The organism is Vagococcus fluvialis bH819 (genome assembly GCF_900163795.1).
In the GTDB taxonomy this organism is placed as follows: Bacteria; Bacillota; Bacilli; order Lactobacillales; family Vagococcaceae; genus Vagococcus; species Vagococcus fluvialis_A.
On sequence record NZ_FWFD01000003.1, the window covers coordinates 190,738 to 209,879 of the forward strand.

Below are 19,142 nucleotides of genomic sequence, written 5' to 3' on the forward strand. Positions count from 1 at the left end.
TGCAGGTTGCTTGAAATTAAACGCCTTTTTCATCACCCTTTATTTCCCGTAAGTTAATTCAAATCTTTTTGAAAATTTAGATAATGAGTAACAGACCACAAAGTAACAGGCTGCCATGATAAAGAACATTGGTAGTACAGTATTTGGGTACTGTGCATAAATTATTTTTGTATTATGAGTTAATTCTGGTAATGAGATTATAACCGCTAATGACGTATCACGAATTAGTGAAACAAATTGACTCACTAAAGGTGGCACCATTAACTTTAACCCTTGTGGTAATACAATATAAAAGATAGTCTGGATTCTTGTTAGACCTGTCGACATTCCTGCTTCCAATTGCCCTTTCGGTACAGCAAGTAAGCCTCCACGAATAATTTCAGAAAGCATTGCTGATTCAAAAATAGTTAAAGCAATAACCGCTGACCAAAAAATATTAAATTGAATTCCAATTTGTGGCAAGGCAAAATACGTAAAGAAAATTATTAAGAGTAACGGTAAATTTCGGATAATATCAACAATCACTCCAAAAAACACTGATACCACAGGAATTTTCAAATAGCGTACAATACCTAATAATGAACCGATGATAAAACTCAAAATAATGGCCACGATTGCCACTTCTAGAGTAACTAAAAAACCGTCTAAAATAAAACGTAAATTTGTCCATGTAAAAGCTTGTAAGAAATCCATCCAATCAACTCCCTTCCTTAATTACTCGCTAATTTGATTTCTAAATATTTCATAAAATAAGACAATGGCAATGTTAATAATAAATATATCAGCCCAATTAATGTATAAGTTCCAATCGTATTAAAAGTGGTGCTTGCTACTAAATCTCCTTGGTACATTAAATCTGCACCTGTTACCATAGCTAAGATAGATGAATTCTTCACGAGATTGATGAATTGATTCCCTAATGGTGGAATCACAATTTTAAATGCCTGTGGTAAGACAATATAAACCATCACTTGACGGTAATTTAATCCAGAAGCGATACCTGCTTCCATTTGGCCTTTAGGCACACCTTCAATACCAGCTCTCACTGTATCTGCGATAAACGCAGATGTATAAAGTGTTAGTCCGATTGTTCCTGCAGTAACGCCATCTAATTTAAAGCCATAAAGCGGCATTACAACAAAGAAAAACATCACCACAATTAACAATGGTAAATTTCTGAATAAGTTAACATAACTATCTCCTAGTCTTTTAACCCATTTGTTTTTTGACACTTGTAAAATTGCCATTACTGTCCCAATAATTAAACTAAATACTAATGCTGTTAAACTTGCCAATAGCGTCACTTTTAAACCTGATAAAATATCTCCTTGATATGTCTGCCAGATACTTAGCATCTTTTTTTCCTCCTAACTACTTGGCTTCTTCTTTAAACCATTTTTGATAAATTTCAGCATATTCGCCGTCTTCCTTCATCTCTTTTAATGCTTTATTAATCGCTTTTTTAAACATCTCTTGTTCTTTATTTAAAGCAATTCCATAAGGTTCATCTGTAAACTTTTCACCTGCTAAAACATAATCAGGATTCTCTGCTGACATTCCGAGTAAAATTGAATTATCTGTGGTCATCGCATCGCCTTGACCCGATTGAAGAGCAGTAAATGCTTCCGCATAATTTTCAAGTTCGAGTACTCTTGCTTCTGGCGCATGCTTTCTTATATTTTCAGCTGAGGTTGAGCCTTTAACAGCTAGTACTGTTTTTTCTTTATTTAAATCAGTCACACTTTTTATGTCACTCTCTTTTTTAACTAGTAATGATTGACCGGCATCAAAATAAATATCTGAGAAATCAACTTGTTTTTTTCGTTCTTCACTGATCGTCATTGTTGCGATAATCGCATCAATATTGCCATTTTTAAGTAATGGAATTCTTGTTTTTGAGGTTACTTCAACAAATTCAGCTTGTCCTTTTTCACCAAGAACGCGCTTAGTTACTGCAGAGGCAATATCAATATCAAAACCTTCCACTTTTCTTTCTTCAATATTCATCATGCCAAATAACTTCGTATCGTACTTAACTCCCCAAACTATTTTTTCATTTGATTGTGTTTTTTCTAATGTATCTGTCTTAGCACCGTTTTCACTTTTACATCCCACTAAAACGAAAAAAAGACCGCCAAATAAAAAAAGAAAGGCTAATTTATTTAATTGTCGTTTCATTAACTCGCCTCCTAGTGATTAATAATTTTACTTAAGAATTGCTTCGCTCGTTCATCTTTTGGATTATCAAAGAAAGCCTCTGATTCTCTATCTTCTAAAATTTTGCCATCTGCCATAAAAATAACTCTGTCAGCTACTTCTCTAGCAAATCCCATTTCATGTGTCACTACAATCATCGTCATTCCTGATTCTTTCGCCAATGATTTCATTACATCAAGTACTTCTCCAACCATTTCTGGATCTAGTGCTGATGTTGGCTCATCAAAAAGCATTACATCTGGTTCCATAGCTAAACTTCTAGCAATGGCGATACGTTGCTGTTGTCCACCTGATAGTTGTGTTGGATACTCATCTTTTTTATGTAACATTCCAACTTTTTCTAGCAATCTTTCTGCTTTTTTGACGGCTGCTTCTTTATCTTCTTTTAAAACTTTTATGGGTGCAATAGTGACATTTTCTAAGACTGTCATATTGGGATATAAATTAAAATGTTGGAAGACCATTCCTAAATTTTTTCTTACTTCAGTTAAATTAGTTTTTTTATCATGAATATCCACACCATCCACAAATAGTTCGCCTGTCGTAATTTCTTCTAGAGCATTAATACAGCGTAGCATCGTACTTTTCCCCGACCCTGATGGACCAATAGCGACGACTACTTCACCCTTTTCAATTGTTAGATTAACATCTTTTAAGGCGTGGAAAGAACCATAATACTTCTCCACATTTTTAAATGAAATCATCTCAATTCCCCCTTTACATTAAAAATGACAAAACAATTAAAATTCTAATAATTTTATCATTATATTTTTTTATTATAACTGTTTTTTTATTGTTTTGTAAAGCATTGTGAAAATTTCTTGATATTTTTTCATCTAAAGTTAATTAAATTAAAATAAAAAAAGCCTTGAAACAAGCGTTCAAGACTTTTCATTTACTCTAATAATCACTATTCTTCTTCTCTGACACAAACTCAGTATTGTAGAATTTACTATTTTTGGATAACTCTTCATTAACTTTTTCTAATGAATCTCTTTCAATTAACGTCTTCTCTTTAGAAGAAAGATCTGTTCCCAAACCTAATCGATCACCTTTAATTCCAACACCCATACTTGATAAAATTGTTGGATACATGTCAAATGGGGCGAACTGACGATTATTAGTTTTAATATCTTTGTTCTCAAAATCACCATTAATAATTAAATTTGTCGTCGTACGATGATATTTTTTATCAAAACCTACAAAGAATTTTTTATCCATACTTAAGTGATCCCCCGTTAAAACAATAACAGTATCATCATAATAAGGTTGTTCTTGAATCCATTTAACAAAATCAACGACTTGTTGCTGTGAATGGAAAATAACATTAGCATATTGTTGATCAAATGGGCGTGGTGTTTCCTTTTCAATATAACCATCTGGGAAATGAGTATCCGCATTTTCCATTGTAAAATTAAATGGTTTCCCTTCACTTGCTAAACGAGTTATTTCTTCTTGCGCATAGTCATATAATTTTTTATCTTCATATCCCCACCAGACATTGTAATCATTAGGAATTTTACCGATTTTTCTAGCATGTTTTACGTCATAGATATTAAAATCTTTATGGTTATTAAAGAAAGAGGTTAATCCTCCAAAATCAGCATCTGCACCAAACATAATCGTTTGATTATACCCTTCTTTATTAAGTACATCTCCTATACCGATTGCACCTGGTAAAAAATAGCCTGATTTTCCATATGAATTTCCATTCATTGGTATTTTAAGTGGCAGTCCCATACTCATATTTACCATTGAAGCAACTGACCAGCTTGAGCCATATGTTTGATATGGTCCTCCTTTTTTATCACTTTCCGAAAAGGAGACTCCTTCTTTATATAACTTTTCATATGCTGGCATTAAATTTTTATCCATATAACCACCAGAGTTTTTATCAAAATAAGTATTTTCATAGGACTCTAAATAAATATGAACTAAATTTTTCTTCTCATCTGGAAAAGTTAATTTTGTATTCTTTGGTGAATGATAATTATCTTTAATATAACTTGAATCATCAAAATAAGCACTGTATACTGCGACTAATTGCAACTCTTTAATGCTATAACTTACACCAAAAATAAGAACTCCAATTGAAGCAGTCCAACCAACCACTTTTACATACTTATCGGAAAAACTTTTTTCATTCCCAAAAGTTATTTTAAATTTAGTCAACATCAAGAATATATAACCAACTAGAACTGATACTAGCAGTAATACTGGGCCATTAATTGCTTGATCCATCACATTTGATGCTGTTCCTGTTACTGGAGAATTAAAATTAAAAAGAAATTGTTCTGGTGTTAATTTACCAAAAAAATCAATAAACCAAACTGTGCCAATATATAAAAAACTGCCTACAAAAACAAATAAAACAGAAATTCCTGTTAAAATTTTTGATTTTAAAGTTGTTTTTTCTTTATTTTTTGTAATTACAATTTTATTTAAAATCAAACCTTTAATAAATAAAATAAGTAACCCTATCACGATAGCAAAAAGAACGTATTTTAATACAAATATCGTTTTATAATTTACTGGACTTAAAACATACATTTTCCCTAATATATAACGCATTGTAAATAAAGTTAATATGTTGATTCCAACGGTATATCCTATACTATTTAAAACTTTCCTTTTTATTTTTGTTTCTTTAAACATTAAGATATCTAGTCCACTAATGACTAATCCAACGATTAAAAATGTTAAAAACCTCATGTTACTCCCCCTATTTTTCATCTAAGTAAAGAATACTTAAATTCAAATAAATACACAACTAATATTTTGATGAAAATTACAGTCATTTTTGACAAAATAAGCCCTAATTGTTATTATTACTTCGAAAGCAAATTAACTATAACAAGAAATGAGTGAACTTTTTGAGCGCCAAAGGTATCCAATAATTAAAATAATTTAACTGATAAATAAAGTAATCCTCTATATGTTTATTTATCACGCCTAATTTTAATTTGAGATATCTGTCTATTCGGTGTCCTAAGTGTGTCTTGAAAAAGACTCATTTATTTCAGCCATTCTTCAGTATATAAAATTAAAAGTACGGGTATTTATAATACCTGTTCTTTTTTTATTCTAGTTAATTTGTTAATGACAGACATCTCTTTACTAACAGAAAGAGAGACTCTAAACATGAAAACACAAGCATTTGAACAAACACAATTTAATAAAATTAAGGAACAAATTAGTACATACACAATCAGTCAAACAGTGAAAGAAAGAATTATTAATTTTGAAGCATCAGATAATTTAGAACAAGTTTTAAATTACCAAGCAGAAACTGGAGAAGCTTTAGTAATTTTAAAAACAAATCAAAGTTTTCCGTTCATGGCAAGTGAACAAATTGATCGCCTTTTTCAAAAAATTGAAGAAGGTTATATCTTAGAAACAAAAGAATTAGTTGAAATAGCTGATTTTCTAAAATCAATTAGAAAATTAAAAGAGTTTTTTCAAAAAAACAAAAAATTATCGCCAATACTTTCGGGATACGCTTCTAAATTACAAGGCTTTCGTTCAATCGAAGAAACAATCCATTTGTCCATTAAGAATAATCAGGTGACATCTGACGCTTCAAGAGATTTAAAAAAAGCACGACAAAGCATAAACAAATACCAAGCAGATATTAGCGATAAGTTACATAAATATATCAATAATGCTGCAAATAAAAATAAAATACAGGAATTTCTAATTGTTCAAAGAGATGGTATTCTCACTGTCCCTATTAAGAGCTCATTCAAACACAGTATTAAAGGACGTATTATTTCAGAATCTAGTAAAGGTTCTACTGCATATATTGAACTTGAAAATACAAGAGAATTAAATCAAAAGTTACAAACAGCTCAAGCAGAAGAAATGTCACTTATTTACCAGATATTAGCTAATTTAACAGAAGAAATTGCCCAAGAGTTACCCTTTTTAAACCATGCTATCCAGATTATCTTTCAACTGGAATTGATAATAGCTAAAGCTAAATACAGTCACGAAATTAACGGTCACAAAGTCACTATTAATCAAATAGGCTATATTAAACTCGACAATGCAAAGCATCCTTTACTAGGTAAAAATGCCGTTCCTTTAAATATTGAACTAGGAAATAGGCAGCGGGGACTAGTTATTACTGGCCCTAACTCAGGTGGCAAAACAGTTGTTTTAAAAACAATTGGCTTATTAACTTTTATGACAATGATGGGTGTTTATATTCCCGCAGATCCAAGCAGTCATATTAGCCTATTCAAGCACATTTTAGTTGATATTGGCGACTATCAAGATTTAGATAATGCACTAAGTACTTTTTCAGGCCATATGAACAACATGGGAAATATTCTAACTATTGCAGACAAAGAATCCCTCATTTTAGTTGATGAAATTGGTAGTGGAACAGAACCTACTGAAGGGGCTGCTCTTGCAATTGCTATGCTAGATAATTTGGTCAATCGTCAGTCAGTAGTTATAGCTTCCACTCATTATGGCGAGATTAAGGATTTTGCTACTGAAAAAGAAACATTTATAACCGCTGCTATGGCTTTTGATAATGAAACACTACAACCAAAATATCAATTATTAATGAATGAAATAGGTGAAAGTAATGCTTTCTTCATCGCACGTAAAATGAAAATTAATGAAGATATTTTAGAAAGTGCTGTATGCTATTTAAAGAAATAAAAAAGAAAAAGAGCTTGACTAAAATTTTAGTCAAGCTCTTTTTCCACAAACTCTTTCAAAATAACCGCATGATTTATATTAGGATCTTTTGCTCCATACAAAAAAGTAACATCTTGTTTTTTTAACTCCTTATTGACCTTTTGAACAAACTCTTTACTACTTGGATTTTCATTCAATTCATTTAAATAATCAACTTTAAATTGAGAGAAATTTTCTTCTTTATGAGCAAATATTTTTCTTATTTTAGTAGAGGGTGTTATTTCTTTTGCCCAATCATTCAACATTACCTCTTCTCTTTTTTTACCACGAGGCCATAATTTATCTATTAATATTCTAAATCCGTCATCCTTTGATACTGGTGCGTAAACTCTTTTAATTTGTATACTTGTCATTTCTCTACACCACCTTATAAGACGACTATTATCCTTTTTATTCATTTTGTCAAATCAAATCATTTGTTAAAAAAAATAAAACGACGTAAGATTACATTGTACTACTTATTAAACTATTTCAAGGAGGCTATATCTTATGAAAAAAATTTACGAAACAACTATTGTTAATACTGGTGGTCGTGCTGGTGAAGTACATTCATTAGATGAATCATTTTCATATCAAGTGACATCTCCAGTAGATAACAAGGAAGGCACAACCAACCCTGAACAATTATTTGCAGCTGCTTATAGTGCTTGTTTCAATGGAGCACTAGAATTAGTTATGGGTAAACATAAAAATGTTCATCCAAGTACAGTTACTGCTCATGTTTCCCTGTATTCTGATCCAAAAGATGGATTTCACATCAGCGTTATTCTTGAAGTTCATATAGATGATATCGACATAAATACAGCAACTGATTTAGTTAATGAAGCACATCAAGTATGTCCTTATTCAAAAGCAACTAGAAACAATATTGAAGTTGAATTAAAAATAGTATAATTTTTTAAAATGTTCTACTTTTATCTTAGAGGCTGACCCCAAATGGCAGCCTCTTTCTTATTTATTGATTAATTTTTTCTTTTAAATATTAACCAACTAGCTCCTACAACTAATAAGCCCATAAAAGCAAAAATGGTCTTTTGTTCTCCAGTTTTAGGTAACATATCACTAAAATATTGTTTTCCTTCTTTTGAATTTTTTTGGCTATTATTAGTATTATTTTGACTCGTTATCCTTTTTTTATTTTCTGTTGACGATGTCGTTGTTGTTTCTATTGAATTATCTTTGATTGTTTCACTTGTTTTAGTTGTACTCGTCGCTGAAGACTCAATTTCTTCTGTTGTTGTATTTTTTGTTGTTTCCGAGTTTGTTGTCGTTTCAGTTGTTTTCTTATCTTTTTTATAAATAGTTAAGCTTAACGGTAGCATCTTATCCAACTCATTCTTTTCATTTTCTAGCTTATTAGTAATCACCGGTTTAAATTCTTTAATTAGTTTTTTATCAATTGATTTTTCTACCTCATTACTATTAATCGCAATGATTAAATCTTTACTTTCATCGCTTAACTGATAAATGATTACCCCGTTTTTTGATTCAATCACTGTTGATTTTTCTTTTATCTCTTTATAAGAGGACATTCTCAATAGTGGTTCTGTTTGTCTAAATGCAACTAGTTCTTTAAAAAAATTGACAGATATGTTGTATTCTTGTGGACGATTCCAATCAAATTGATTCACTGAATCTGGTGACTTATAGCTATTTTCATCCCCGTCTTTTGTTCTTAAAAATTCTTGACCCGCATGAATAAAAGGAACTCCTTCAGAAACTAGTACTATTCCAGTGCCTAACATGTGACGTTTTAATCGCTGTTCTTTGGTATCTTCAGGATTGGTTAGAGATAATTTATCATATAACGTTAAATTATCATGAGCCTCTACGTATTGTATTAATTGACTAGGATCTGTATAACCTTCTAATCCTTCACCACCTAACATGTTCTGAACCACTATTTTTTCTAAGTCTTTTTTCCCATTAATCATTCCTGGTTCTTTGCCCTCAAATACACTACCTTTGACACTATCACGAATTGAATCATTAAAATGACCAATGCCTGGCATTTTATTTGCATTTTTTTGAATTGCTTTTTGATCATCAGAAAGTGGGGTCCCCATATTCCACCCCTCACCTAAAACAATAATTGATGGGTCAATTTTATTTAACTCCTGGCGTACTAAGTTCATAGTTTCAACATCTAAAATCCCCATTAAATCAAATCTAAAACCATCGATTTGATAATTCCTAGCCCAATAGCTCACGCTGTCTACAATATATTTTTGAGCCATTTTACGCTCGGATGCCACATCATTGCCAACACCTGTTCCATTAGCTAACCCACCGTCTTCGTTGTATCTAAAATAATAACCTGGCACGGTTTGATTGAATGCGTGGCTACTTGCTTCATAGACATGATTATAAACAACATCCATGATCACTCGAATATTATTATCATGCAAGCCCTTAACCATTTGTTTCATCTCAACAATACGGTTTTGTGGATTAGTAGCGTCTGTACTATATGATCCCTCTGGTACGTTATAATTTTTAGGATCATAACCCCAATTAAATTGTGGCGTATTTGGCTGGCTTTCATCCACTGTTTGATAGTCATACATTGGTAAAAATTGAACGTGAGTCACACCTAGACTCTTCAGATAATCTAAACCGGTTTCTTGATTTTGACCATTTTTTGTTCCAGATTCTACCACACCTAAAAATTTTCCTTTATTTTGAATGCCACTATCACTTGCGATTGATAAATCTCTAATATGAGCTTCATAAATCACCGCGTCAACAGGATTTGAAAATGAAGGCATCCGGTTAAATTCAGAAATATTCGTTTGATTTGGACTCAAGACAACCGAACGATTTCCATTAACAATCGCTGCTGTTGCATAAGGATCCACAGATTCATTTATCTTTCCATCTGAGAATGTTAGACGATAAGTATAAACTAACCCATCTTGATCACCACTTAGCTCCGTTTTAAAGGTCCCTTTGTCTCCTTTAGTCATTGAGAATTTCTCTTTTTCAGCACTATCTGCTGCTTGACCAGAATAAGTAATTAGTTCAACTGATTTAGCAGTTGGCGCCCACAATGTAAAGTTTGTTTGATCCTTTTGATACTTACTCCCTAATTCCCCCTCATAATAAAAAACATCATCAAATTCAGGTGTCCTAACCACTGCCCCCATAGTTACTGGAATTTTTTCACCATTTTCAGTTTCAATAGAATAGTTTTCTGCTAAATCCAGATTTTTTTCTGCTTGAAGTAATAAACGATTAGTTGGTTTCTCTTTTTCTTTATCTAGTACTTTAAAAGAAACTGCCCCCTTAGAATTAATAAGTTTAACCTGATAAGATTTTAATTTTTCAATTGTTTCTGGTTTTGAAAAAACTAAATCAATTTGGTTCATTTTTTCAATTGTTGCTGTTTTAATTTTTTGTGTTTTTATAATTAACTCAGGATGAGCATAAACTAACTCATCCCCTTCCATTAACCACATATCAAGATTTCCTTGATTTTCATACAAATAAACCACTCGTTCCTTGCCATCTGTTTCAATGACTTCATTTTTCTCATTTCTTTTTTCTAGTTTAATAGTTAATTTAGAAAAGTCTATTTCTGAAGTTACTTTAAAATCAGCATTTTTTCCATAGTCATCTTCTGAATTAAAAGAAGTGACTTGTGATTTTCCGCTATCTGTTTGTAAAGTAAGTTGCCAATTATCATAATCTTGATTTTTACGAAAATAATGAACGTTGATATTTAATTCTTTATTTTTAGGCGCTTTTTTTTTATTTGGTTCATAAGACATTTTTCCTTCTTTATCTAACCAAACATGAGCCCGACCACTACTTGTCTCTATCCATTGATCTTTTGATTGATAGGACCAATCCCCTTTTGATTTGATTAAAAAACCAACTTTAGCATGCGCTCCTTTTAAATTAATTACTTGATACTTCCCAAAAGCATCTTCTTTTTCAAAAGAGTGTTCCTCACCTGCTCCATTTTCAGGCCAAATCCAAATATTTCGATCAATATTTTTTTCATCTTCAGGTGCTTCATAATGAATAATCACTTGAGTTTCTACTTCTTCTGCAAAACTTTTTTGTAACGAAAAAGAACATATAAATAACAAACTCATCATACAGAATATTATTCGTATTTTTTGCACACTTCTTTTATTTTCCAACTTAAACACTTAACATCTCTCCCCTATTAAAATAACTACTCTATAGATATACCAAATTTAAGAAAGCGCTTCAACTTGTTATCGGTAACAACTTTCATTTGCATTTAACAATATTTATGATATATTATAGGAAATGAAAGTGAGGGATTTATCCATTGATTATCTAAGCCAATTTTTTATGCAAATTGCCTATTTTACCGTTAAATTTAACGGGATTAGTCTGCAATTTGACAGAATTGGTGGAGATGATAAGAGATAATGACCTTTTACACGTCCAAGGGCTATTTTTATTCCCTTCTCTTAACAATCAGTTCTGTTAATCAGACTGATTGTTTTTTTATTTGAAAGGATGATGTAAACATGTCTACAATTGAAATTAAACAACTAAGTTTTAGCTATGATGGTCCTGGATTAACACTCTTTGACCACGTAGATTTAAATATTGATACCACTTGGAAACTTGGTCTAATCGGAAGGAATGGACGAGGGAAAACAACTTTTTTCAAGTTGTTGCAAGATAAATTAGCCTACTCAGGAACGATTAATCACCAAATGGATTTTTCTTATTTTCCCCAAGCAATAAAAAATAAAAATAAGATGACCTATGAAATAATTGATGAATTGAAGTCTGGTGAACTCTGGGAAATCGAACGTGAATTAACCCTATTAGGTACAGAAACAGATATTTTATGGCGTGATTTTTCTAGTCTTTCTGGCGGGGAACAAACTAAAGTATTATTAGCTATTCTTTTTTCTCAATCAGATTACTTCCCCTTAATTGATGAACCAACGAATCACTTAGATTCTTTAGGTCGCAAACAAGTTGCAGATTATCTGAAACAAAAAAAGACAGGCTTTATCGTAATTAGTCACGATCGTTTATTTATTGATGAAGTTTGTGATCATATTTTAGCCATTGATAAAAGTCAGATCACTCTCTCTCAAGGAAACTACTCAACCTACCAATTCCAAAAAGAACGTCAAGATGAATCAGAACAAGAAAAGAATGAGAAATTAAAAAAAGAAGTTGGTCGTTTGAAACAAACAGCTGCTAAAAAGGCGGAGTGGTCTCAATCTAGAGAAGGTGACAAGTACGGTAGTGCCAATGTTAAAAACAGTGGTTCTATCGGAGATACAGGTTTCATTGGCGCACGTGCTGCTAGAACCATGAAAAAATCAAAAAACCTATTAAATAGAATGGATAAAGAAATTGAAGAAAAAGAAAAATTACTTAAAAACATCGAGTTTATAGATCCATTAACGATGAACTTTAACCCTTCTCATCATAAAACGTTATTATCTGTTGAAAATTTCACCTTATCTTTTGATAATAATCCTTTATTTAAACCAATTACTTTTGACATTAAGCAAGGCGAACGTGTGGCAATAGTTGGTGCTAATGGTGCTGGAAAAACCTCATTTATTAAAGCCATTCTGGAGCTATTTAATGGAGAGATCAGCGGAGAAATAACTAAAGTAAATACTCAAGATTGGAGTCTTGTTAGACAAAATTATGAGGTTAATCAAGGTACTTTACAAAATTTTTGTCTAGAGCATGGACTTAATTACCAAGATTTTTTAAGTAACATTAAGAAACTTGGTCTAGAAAGAACACTTTTTACGAATAATATCGAAACCATGAGTATGGGGCAACGAAAAAAAGTTGAAGTTGCTAAATCATTAACAGAAGAGACTCCTTTTTATCTTTGGGATGAACCACTTAATTATTTGGATATTTTTAATTATGAGCAACTGGAAGAAATCATTCTTCTAAAAAAACCAACCATGCTTTTTATAGAACATGATGAAGCTTTTATTAAAAAAGTAGCAACAAAAATTATTACACTGGAAAAATACTAAAAATAAGAGGATGAGCCAAAATGTAGTAACACCTAAAAGCCTAATTTTTAGGGGTCACTACATTTTGGTCAACCTCTTCCTTTTTAATTTAACTTTTGGATCATTACTTTTTTTGAGCATTCAAAAATTTTAGGTGTTACTTGCTTCTTAATTTGTTCATCTAAAGAAATTTTAAAAAGTTGATTATCTTCATAGTAATTAATGTAATACGTAATCTGATTTAAATCCATCATACTAATAAATTGAGTATAATCATCTCTGCCATCACTTTTTTTCTTTACTCCTTTAGGAATATAAACACTGGTTAGCATTCTCATAATAATATTCAAACTAGCTTCTGTTGTTTCTACTTTTTCTATGTACTGATTCATAAAAGCAATGCGAATAAATCTAGAAATTGAAGTGAAATCTCCTGGTAATCCTAATCCGCCACTTCCTGCTCCATTACCATAAGCTGTAAACTGTCCATATTTTATAGGATCTAGGCTAGCATTAGAAAGATTAGCATACTGATTTAAGTTAGTTAAATGCCAAGTAAAACTTGGACTATTCGTCATTACGTTAACTGGATTATCATAAACTTCAATACCTGAAACAACCGATTCAATGACAATGCTTTTTCCAGATTGATCCGCTACAATCCAGTGTAGAGGTATCACTTTTTTAAGTAAACTATTTTTTTCATTTATAATATTAAGCTGCCAAATGCCTTCTTTAATTTCTTCAACGGTTTTAAACATACTTAATAACCAAGCGACAACATCATGAGGAGCCACAGCTACTTGATCACTATTTTTTTCATCACTATAAACCGCATCTGCTGAAAAATAAAGAGAGGCTGCTGATAATCCTTCTTCGTTTAAGCCATCTGCTAAAACATATTCACCATGTAAATCTCCAGAGCCTACAAAAGCATACTTACTTGTAAATGATTTTATTTTATTTCCTTTAAAAAACTCATAATTGGAAGGAATAAAAACAGGTTTTCCATCTAGAGGATAAGAAAAATCCATTGTTCTTGCTAAAAATGCTTGCTTCATTTTATTTTGATAAATAATGCTTGTACACATAAATACATCACCTCATTCGTCAGAGTATTTTCATTATACGTTCTTTAATTAATTTATTCAAAAAAAATAAGCTGAAATGAAATCAATTTAATGTTTCATTTCAACTTTTTTTACTTGCGATAACTCAATGCTAATCTGACACTTTCCTCAGCAAGAATATTTTGTGGATCTATCACGTGTTGATTTTGATAATTGGCAGCATCTTCCATTAAAGAAAGTTCTGTACAACCTAAAATCAAAACGTCACAGTTCAACTCAAACATTTTTTCTAAAATTTGATTATATATCACTGTATCAAGCTCATTTTTTTGTTTGATTTTATCAAAAATCAGCGTACTTACTAATTGCTGAATTTCTAAAGTTGGGTAAACTAAATCAAAGCCAGCCTCCAAAATAAAAGGATCATAAATTTTATTTTTAATTGTTCCTTCAGTACCAATCAAACCTACACGAGTTCCTTTGGGATAATTTTTACTTACCTCCTCCACCGCCAATCGAGGCATATGTAGAAATGGTATTGTACTCGCTTGTTGCAGTTCTTCATAAAAATAATGAGCGGTGTTACAAGTTAAAACAAAGAAATTTGGTTCCAGAGCAGCTTGTTGTTTAATAACGTTTAATAAATAAGGTAATGGATTTTTATTTTTTCCTTTATTCATTAGATAAGAGCTTCTATCAGGTATAGTTGAGTAGTTAACTAATACATAATTTAAGTACTCTTGATCATTTGTCGCTGGTGTTTTCTGGTTAATTTGTTTAATGTATAATTCTGTTGCGATTGTTCCCATTCCACCGATTATCGTGAAAAAATTATCCATTCCCTATTACCTCCCGATACGATAGACATACTGCTTAATATTTTTAGCAATTATTTTTTCGTAATTTCCCTATATTTTAATTCATTTATTTAGTTTTCGATAAAGAATACTTGATACCATATAATAAAAGTGTAAATTGTAAATAGTTTTTGGATATGAGGCATTCCTTGTTTTTGTTCTTCAATTAATCTATTTAAATAATCCACATTGAAAAATTGTTTAGCAACATCTGAGTTAAATGTTTCTTTGATCATTTCTTGATATTTATCTTCTTTTACCCAAGTAGCAAGCGGTGATAAAAAGCCCATTTTCTCTCTGTTAACGATTCTTTCTGGTAATTGACTTTCTGATGCTTGGCGCCAAGCAACTTTTGTCACACCATCTTTCACACGTAGATTTGAGGGGATTCTCTTAGCAAGTTCTGCCACCTCTTTATCAACTAAAGGTGTTCTAACTTCTAACGAATTTGCCATACTCATTCGATCTGCTTTATGTAAGATGTCATATGCAAGCCAGGCATGGATATCAAAATGTTGCATTTGGGTAATAGAATCTTGACCTTTAGCTTCAGCAAATAATTTTTTGACAAAATTAGCTGATGATTTATTATATTTATTATTTATTAGTAACTCATCACGTTCAGATTGATTAAAGACATAATTAACTCGGTAATATCTTTCACTAATATCTTGAGATCCTCTTACTAAAAATCGTTTTCCGTGGAAATGAGGCAATCTTTTAGCTGTTTGAGCAAATAATTTTCTCATAGGCAATGTCGTATATTTTTCATATGTTTCAAAAGTATTCGCTTCTAAATAAGTATTGTAACCACCAAAAAATTCATCCGCTCCTTCACCTGATAAAGCAACTTTTACGTGCTTACTCGTTTCTTTTGATAAGAAATAAAGTAATAAAGCTGATGGATTAGAAAGAGGCTCATCCATATGATACATCGTTGTTGGGATGATATTAAAAAACTCTTCATCATTAACCATGATAGGAACATTTTTCTGCTTAATCTCTTCAGCAAATTGCTCAGCCCAAGGAAGTTCACTTATTCTTTCATCATCGAAACCTAGTGAAAATGAGGTAATATCACGATCTCTAGAAGCTTCATTTAATATGTAACTTGAATCGATCCCGCTTGATAGGAAACTTCCTACTTCAACATCAGCAATCATATGTTTCTTAACTGACTCTTGAACTGTTTCAATAATTTGTTGTTTAGCTGTTTCCATGTCTAATGTTTTATCTTCTTCAAATTTAAAGTGGTAATATTCTTGAATATCTAACTTATTATTTTTAAATTTAAAGTAATGACCTGGATTTAATTTATACACATTTTTAAACATTGTTTCATCACTTGGAATAAATTCAAAGCTCAAATGAATAGGTAGTAACTCTTCGTTCAATTCTTTGATAAAGCCTGGATGATCTAAGAAACTTTTAATTTCTGATCCCCACATAAAACTTTCACTGTCTTTATAGTAATAAAGTGGTTTAATCCCGAAATGATCTCGAGCGCCAAACACTTCTTGGTTTTTTTTGTCAAAAATGACAAAAGCATACATTCCACGAATTCGATCTAAAAGGCCTTCACCCCATGCATCGTATCCATGAATTAACACTTCAGAATCTACATCTGTTTTAAATTTATAACCTAGACCAATTAATTCTTCTCTAAGTTCTAAATAATTATAAATTTCTCCATTAAAGGTTAATACTTTTGTGTCATCTTGATTGCTCATTGGTTGTGCACCATGATTTAAATCAATAATTGATAATCTTCTAAATCCCATCGAGATGAAATCATCTTGGTAATACCCTTCATCATCAGGACCTCTATGCACTATTCTATCAGTCATTTTTTTAAGTGTTTCAGCCACTGTGTTTGGGTGATTAATGTATCCTACAAATCCACACATTATTATAATCCTCCATTTGTCTCATTATTTTAAATTAGAATAACAAGCTATTTAAAATTCTAATGTATCAGTTTACAAGTATACTGCAAATAACTTACAAATTAAAGAGTTTGAACTATTCTTTTCCTTTTATTAATTTTTTTTAACTAGTTATTTGAGGTAAATTCACTTTTATTTGAACATTATTTGAATTTACTACATTAAACTGAATACTTCCTTGATGCCTTGTTACTATCTGCTTAGCAATGGTCAATCCTAATCCATGTCCATTTTCTTTTTTTATTTTACCTCGATTAAACGCTTCAAAGAAGGCATCACTTTCAAATTCGGTAATTCTTTCTTTCGATTTATTGCTAATCTCAAGTTCAAATCCTTCATTTGTTCGATTTAATGAACAAAATACCATTTCATCAACAGGGCTATATTTAAGTGCATTATCAAGTAAAATTTTCATTAATTGTAGTAATCGTTGATAATCGCCTCGATAAATATCTGAACTTTTCAATTGACTATTTATTTTAATTTTATTTCCTTCATCATCAGCTCGTTGTCTAAATGATCGCGCACTATCAGTTAGCACATCATTCAAATGGAGCTCTTCTATTTTTATTGAGAATTCCGTTGATTGTAACCTACTTAACTCAAGCAAATCATTAACCAATAAATTGAGTTGCTCCGTTTCTTTGAGAAGTTGTTCAATGTAATTCTTTCTCTCAGTCTCATTCAAAAAATTTCCTTTTAAAGCTTCCAAAGAATTTTTAATGACCATAACAGGTGTTCTTAATTCATGAGAAATTTGTGATAAAAATAATTTTTGACTTTGTTCCTTATTATCTTGATCATTCCTCGCAACTTCAAGACGATTAGATAAAATTAATAACTTATTACCCAATTCAGCTAATTCATCTTTTGTATTGATTTCTAATTCATCCTGATAATTCATTTGAATTAACTCTTCTGTAAAATCGGCCATCTCATGAATAGGTTTTACAAAACTTCTAGCTAACCATACAGAAATAAAAACAACCACTAACAGAGCAAGTAAAATACTCCAAATTAATAAGCGGTAATCCTTTATAGATTGTGTCAAAGTAATCGTTTTTGTTGATAATACAATAACATATCCATAATTGTCTCCATTTTTAGAAATTAAAGGAACACCATACCCCATCTGTCCACTGTTAGACAACTGTCCTGTTTCAAAAAAAACAGCTTGATTGTTTCTCACGATTTCCTTTAAAATTTCCTGCCCACTTTGGCTAAGTTCTTGAGGTTCCTCATCCATCATATGCCCACCAATCAACGACTGACCCTTTTCATCCACAATAAAAATATCATCAGTCGATAACTTACTAATTAGTTGCAGATAAGAATTATTAGTCGCCATATGATTTTCTTGCATCCTCATTTTTCCATGACGATTACTTTCATTTGATTCTTCTTTAGCAACTAAACCTTCATTCATAATATTTTTTGCTATTATATTTCCTTGTTCTTTTATTTGTTCTTGATGAACAGTAGCCACTTGCCGATTTAATAAGCTAAAAAAAAACCCCAAAATAACCGTGGAAAATAATATCAGTAAAACAGTGTAATTTCTAATTAATCGTGACGTTATTCTTTTAGATATCATGTATCAGTCACCTCAAATAAATATCCCTTCCCCCAAACAGTCTTAATTTGCCAATTAAGTTTTTCATCAGTTTTTAATTTTTCTCTTAATCGCTTAATATGGCTGTCTACTGTTCTGAAATCACCATAATAATCTATGCCCCAAACACTATCTAGCAAATGATCCCGTGTGAATAATTGATTGGGATGTTGAATAAAATGATATAGAACTTCAAATTCTTTTTTAGTTACATGGATGGATTTTCCGAATAAGCTTATTTTATACTGTTCAGCATCAACTTCTAATCCATTATACTTAGCCGGCCTATTTTTTTGTGGATCAATTCTTCGCATGATTGCTCTAATTCTTGCCGTAACTTCTTGATGTGAAAATGGCTTCACCATATAATCATCTGCCCCCACGTCTAATCCCAAAATTTTATCATGATCTTCGCTTTTAGCTGTAATCATAATAATTGGAATCATCGACAATTCTCTTAATTTTCGACATACTTCAAAACCATCTATACCAGGTAGCATAATATCAAGTAACACTAAGTCAAAAGGATGTTTAATAAATAACTCTACACCCATCTCACCTGTGCTAGCTTCCGTAACCTCATATCCTTCATTTCTTAAAAATCGAGACAACATAGTTCTTAAAGAATGATTATCTTCAATAATTAATAGTTTCATTTTTCTCTCCTAAAATTAATTTATGACATAATTCTGCCTTATTTGTTTTATATACTTACTATATCAAATATTAATAGGAGGTAGTAA

General features: G+C 31.2%; 15 protein-coding genes. 3 read left to right on the forward strand and 12 right to left on the reverse strand.

The genetic code is table 11. The features are described 5' to 3' along the window. Positions 1-39: 39 nt before the first annotated feature. The 5 genes from FM121_RS01235 to FM121_RS01255 all read right to left on the reverse strand — a co-directional run bounded on the left by FM121_RS01235 (position 40) and on the right by FM121_RS01255 (position 4,929). Entirely contained in the window at positions 40-693 is a 654-nt protein-coding gene (locus FM121_RS01235; RefSeq protein WP_086950338.1) for an amino acid ABC transporter permease, read from the reverse strand. A 17-nt stretch (positions 694-710) separates the two neighbouring features. Next, the gene (locus FM121_RS01240; RefSeq protein ID WP_086950339.1) at positions 711-1,355 is read right to left on the reverse strand and encodes an amino acid ABC transporter permease; all 645 of its coding nucleotides are present in this window, start codon (positions 1,353-1,355) and stop codon (positions 711-713) included. A 16-nt stretch (positions 1,356-1,371) separates the two neighbouring features. After that, positions 1,372-2,178: a transporter substrate-binding domain-containing protein gene (locus FM121_RS01245; protein ID WP_086950340.1), complete on the reverse strand. Its 807-nt coding sequence runs from the start codon at positions 2,176-2,178 to the stop codon at positions 1,372-1,374. An 11-nt stretch (positions 2,179-2,189) separates the two neighbouring features. After that, the gene (locus tag FM121_RS01250; RefSeq protein ID WP_296746313.1) at positions 2,190-2,927 is read right to left on the reverse strand and encodes an amino acid ABC transporter ATP-binding protein; all 738 of its coding nucleotides are present in this window, start codon (positions 2,925-2,927) and stop codon (positions 2,190-2,192) included. A gap of 190 nt (positions 2,928-3,117) precedes the next feature. Then, the gene (locus FM121_RS01255) at positions 3,118-4,929 is read right to left on the reverse strand and encodes an LTA synthase family protein (protein WP_086950342.1); all 1,812 of its coding nucleotides are present in this window, start codon (positions 4,927-4,929) and stop codon (positions 3,118-3,120) included. A gap of 429 nt (positions 4,930-5,358) precedes the next feature. Between FM121_RS01255 and FM121_RS01260 the strand changes: the two genes are divergently transcribed. After that, positions 5,359-6,888, forward strand: coding sequence for an endonuclease MutS2 (locus FM121_RS01260; RefSeq protein WP_179203764.1), 1,530 nt, complete (start codon positions 5,359-5,361; stop codon positions 6,886-6,888). A gap of 26 nt (positions 6,889-6,914) precedes the next feature. Here FM121_RS01260 and FM121_RS01265 read toward each other — a convergent pair whose 3' ends face one another. Beyond that, the gene (locus tag FM121_RS01265; protein WP_086950344.1) at positions 6,915-7,280 is read right to left on the reverse strand and encodes a DUF488 domain-containing protein; all 366 of its coding nucleotides are present in this window, start codon (positions 7,278-7,280) and stop codon (positions 6,915-6,917) included. Between the two features lie 136 nt (positions 7,281-7,416). On the opposite strand from FM121_RS01265, the gene FM121_RS01270 reads away from it, so the two are divergent. Further along, a complete protein-coding gene (locus FM121_RS01270; protein ID WP_086950345.1) occupies positions 7,417-7,821 on the forward strand; it encodes an organic hydroperoxide resistance protein in 405 nt (134 codons plus the stop codon). 68 nt (positions 7,822-7,889) lie between these two features. Here FM121_RS01270 and pulA read toward each other — a convergent pair whose 3' ends face one another. Next, the gene (pulA, locus tag FM121_RS01275; protein WP_086950346.1) at positions 7,890-11,084 is read right to left on the reverse strand and encodes a type I pullulanase; all 3,195 of its coding nucleotides are present in this window, start codon (positions 11,082-11,084) and stop codon (positions 7,890-7,892) included. Positions 11,085-11,435: 351 nt separating this feature from the next. Here pulA and abc-f point away from each other — a divergent pair, with 351 nt between their 5' ends. Beyond that, on the forward strand, positions 11,436-12,935 hold the full coding sequence (gene abc-f / locus FM121_RS01280) for a ribosomal protection-like ABC-F family protein (RefSeq protein ID WP_086950347.1): 1,500 nt from the start codon (positions 11,436-11,438) through the stop codon (positions 12,933-12,935). An 83-nt stretch (positions 12,936-13,018) separates the two neighbouring features. Here abc-f and FM121_RS01285 read toward each other — a convergent pair whose 3' ends face one another. The 5 genes from FM121_RS01285 to FM121_RS01305 form a co-directional block, all read right to left on the reverse strand. Beyond that, entirely contained in the window at positions 13,019-14,005 is a 987-nt protein-coding gene (locus FM121_RS01285; protein WP_086950348.1) for a choloylglycine hydrolase family protein, read from the reverse strand. 110 nt (positions 14,006-14,115) lie between these two features. Further along, positions 14,116-14,823 (reverse strand): aspartate/glutamate racemase family protein, encoded by a 708-nt coding sequence (locus FM121_RS01290; RefSeq protein WP_086950349.1) that lies wholly within the window; start codon positions 14,821-14,823, stop codon positions 14,116-14,118. Between the two features lie 89 nt (positions 14,824-14,912). Beyond that, positions 14,913-16,748, reverse strand: coding sequence for an asparagine synthase (glutamine-hydrolyzing) (asnB, locus tag FM121_RS01295; RefSeq protein ID WP_086950350.1), 1,836 nt, complete (start codon positions 16,746-16,748; stop codon positions 14,913-14,915). A gap of 142 nt (positions 16,749-16,890) precedes the next feature. Further along, a complete protein-coding gene (locus FM121_RS01300; protein WP_086950351.1) occupies positions 16,891-18,381 on the reverse strand; it encodes a sensor histidine kinase in 1,491 nt (496 codons plus the stop codon). Then, positions 18,378-19,055 (reverse strand): response regulator transcription factor, encoded by a 678-nt coding sequence (locus FM121_RS01305; RefSeq protein WP_086950352.1) that lies wholly within the window; start codon positions 19,053-19,055, stop codon positions 18,378-18,380. Before FM121_RS01305 ends, FM121_RS01300 begins: the two co-directional genes overlap by 4 nt. Positions 19,056-19,142: the final 87 nt, after the last annotated feature.

Coding starts and splice junctions, on each gene's coding strand:
- asnB (WP_086950350.1), bottom strand. CDS start 16,748: ATGTGTGGATTTGTAGGATACATTAATCACCCAAACACAGTGGCTGAA.
- FM121_RS01270 (WP_086950345.1), top strand. CDS start 7,417: ATGAAAAAAATTTACGAAACAACTATTGTTAATACTGGTGGTCGTGCT.
- FM121_RS01240 (WP_086950339.1), bottom strand. CDS start 1,355: ATGCTAAGTATCTGGCAGACATATCAAGGAGATATTTTATCAGGTTTA.
- FM121_RS01245 (WP_086950340.1), bottom strand. CDS start 2,178: ATGAAACGACAATTAAATAAATTAGCCTTTCTTTTTTTATTTGGCGGT.
- FM121_RS01255 (WP_086950342.1), bottom strand. CDS start 4,929: ATGAGGTTTTTAACATTTTTAATCGTTGGATTAGTCATTAGTGGACTA.
- FM121_RS01235 (WP_086950338.1), bottom strand. CDS start 693: ATGGATTTCTTACAAGCTTTTACATGGACAAATTTACGTTTTATTTTA.
- abc-f (WP_086950347.1), top strand. CDS start 11,436: ATGTCTACAATTGAAATTAAACAACTAAGTTTTAGCTATGATGGTCCT.
- FM121_RS01290 (WP_086950349.1), bottom strand. CDS start 14,823: ATGGATAATTTTTTCACGATAATCGGTGGAATGGGAACAATCGCAACA.
- FM121_RS01300 (WP_086950351.1), bottom strand. CDS start 18,381: ATGATATCTAAAAGAATAACGTCACGATTAATTAGAAATTACACTGTT.
- FM121_RS01260 (WP_179203764.1), top strand. CDS start 5,359: ATGAAAACACAAGCATTTGAACAAACACAATTTAATAAAATTAAGGAA.
- FM121_RS01285 (WP_086950348.1), bottom strand. CDS start 14,005: ATGTGTACAAGCATTATTTATCAAAATAAAATGAAGCAAGCATTTTTA.
- FM121_RS01305 (WP_086950352.1), bottom strand. CDS start 19,055: ATGAAACTATTAATTATTGAAGATAATCATTCTTTAAGAACTATGTTG.
- FM121_RS01265 (WP_086950344.1), bottom strand. CDS start 7,280: ATGACAAGTATACAAATTAAAAGAGTTTACGCACCAGTATCAAAGGAT.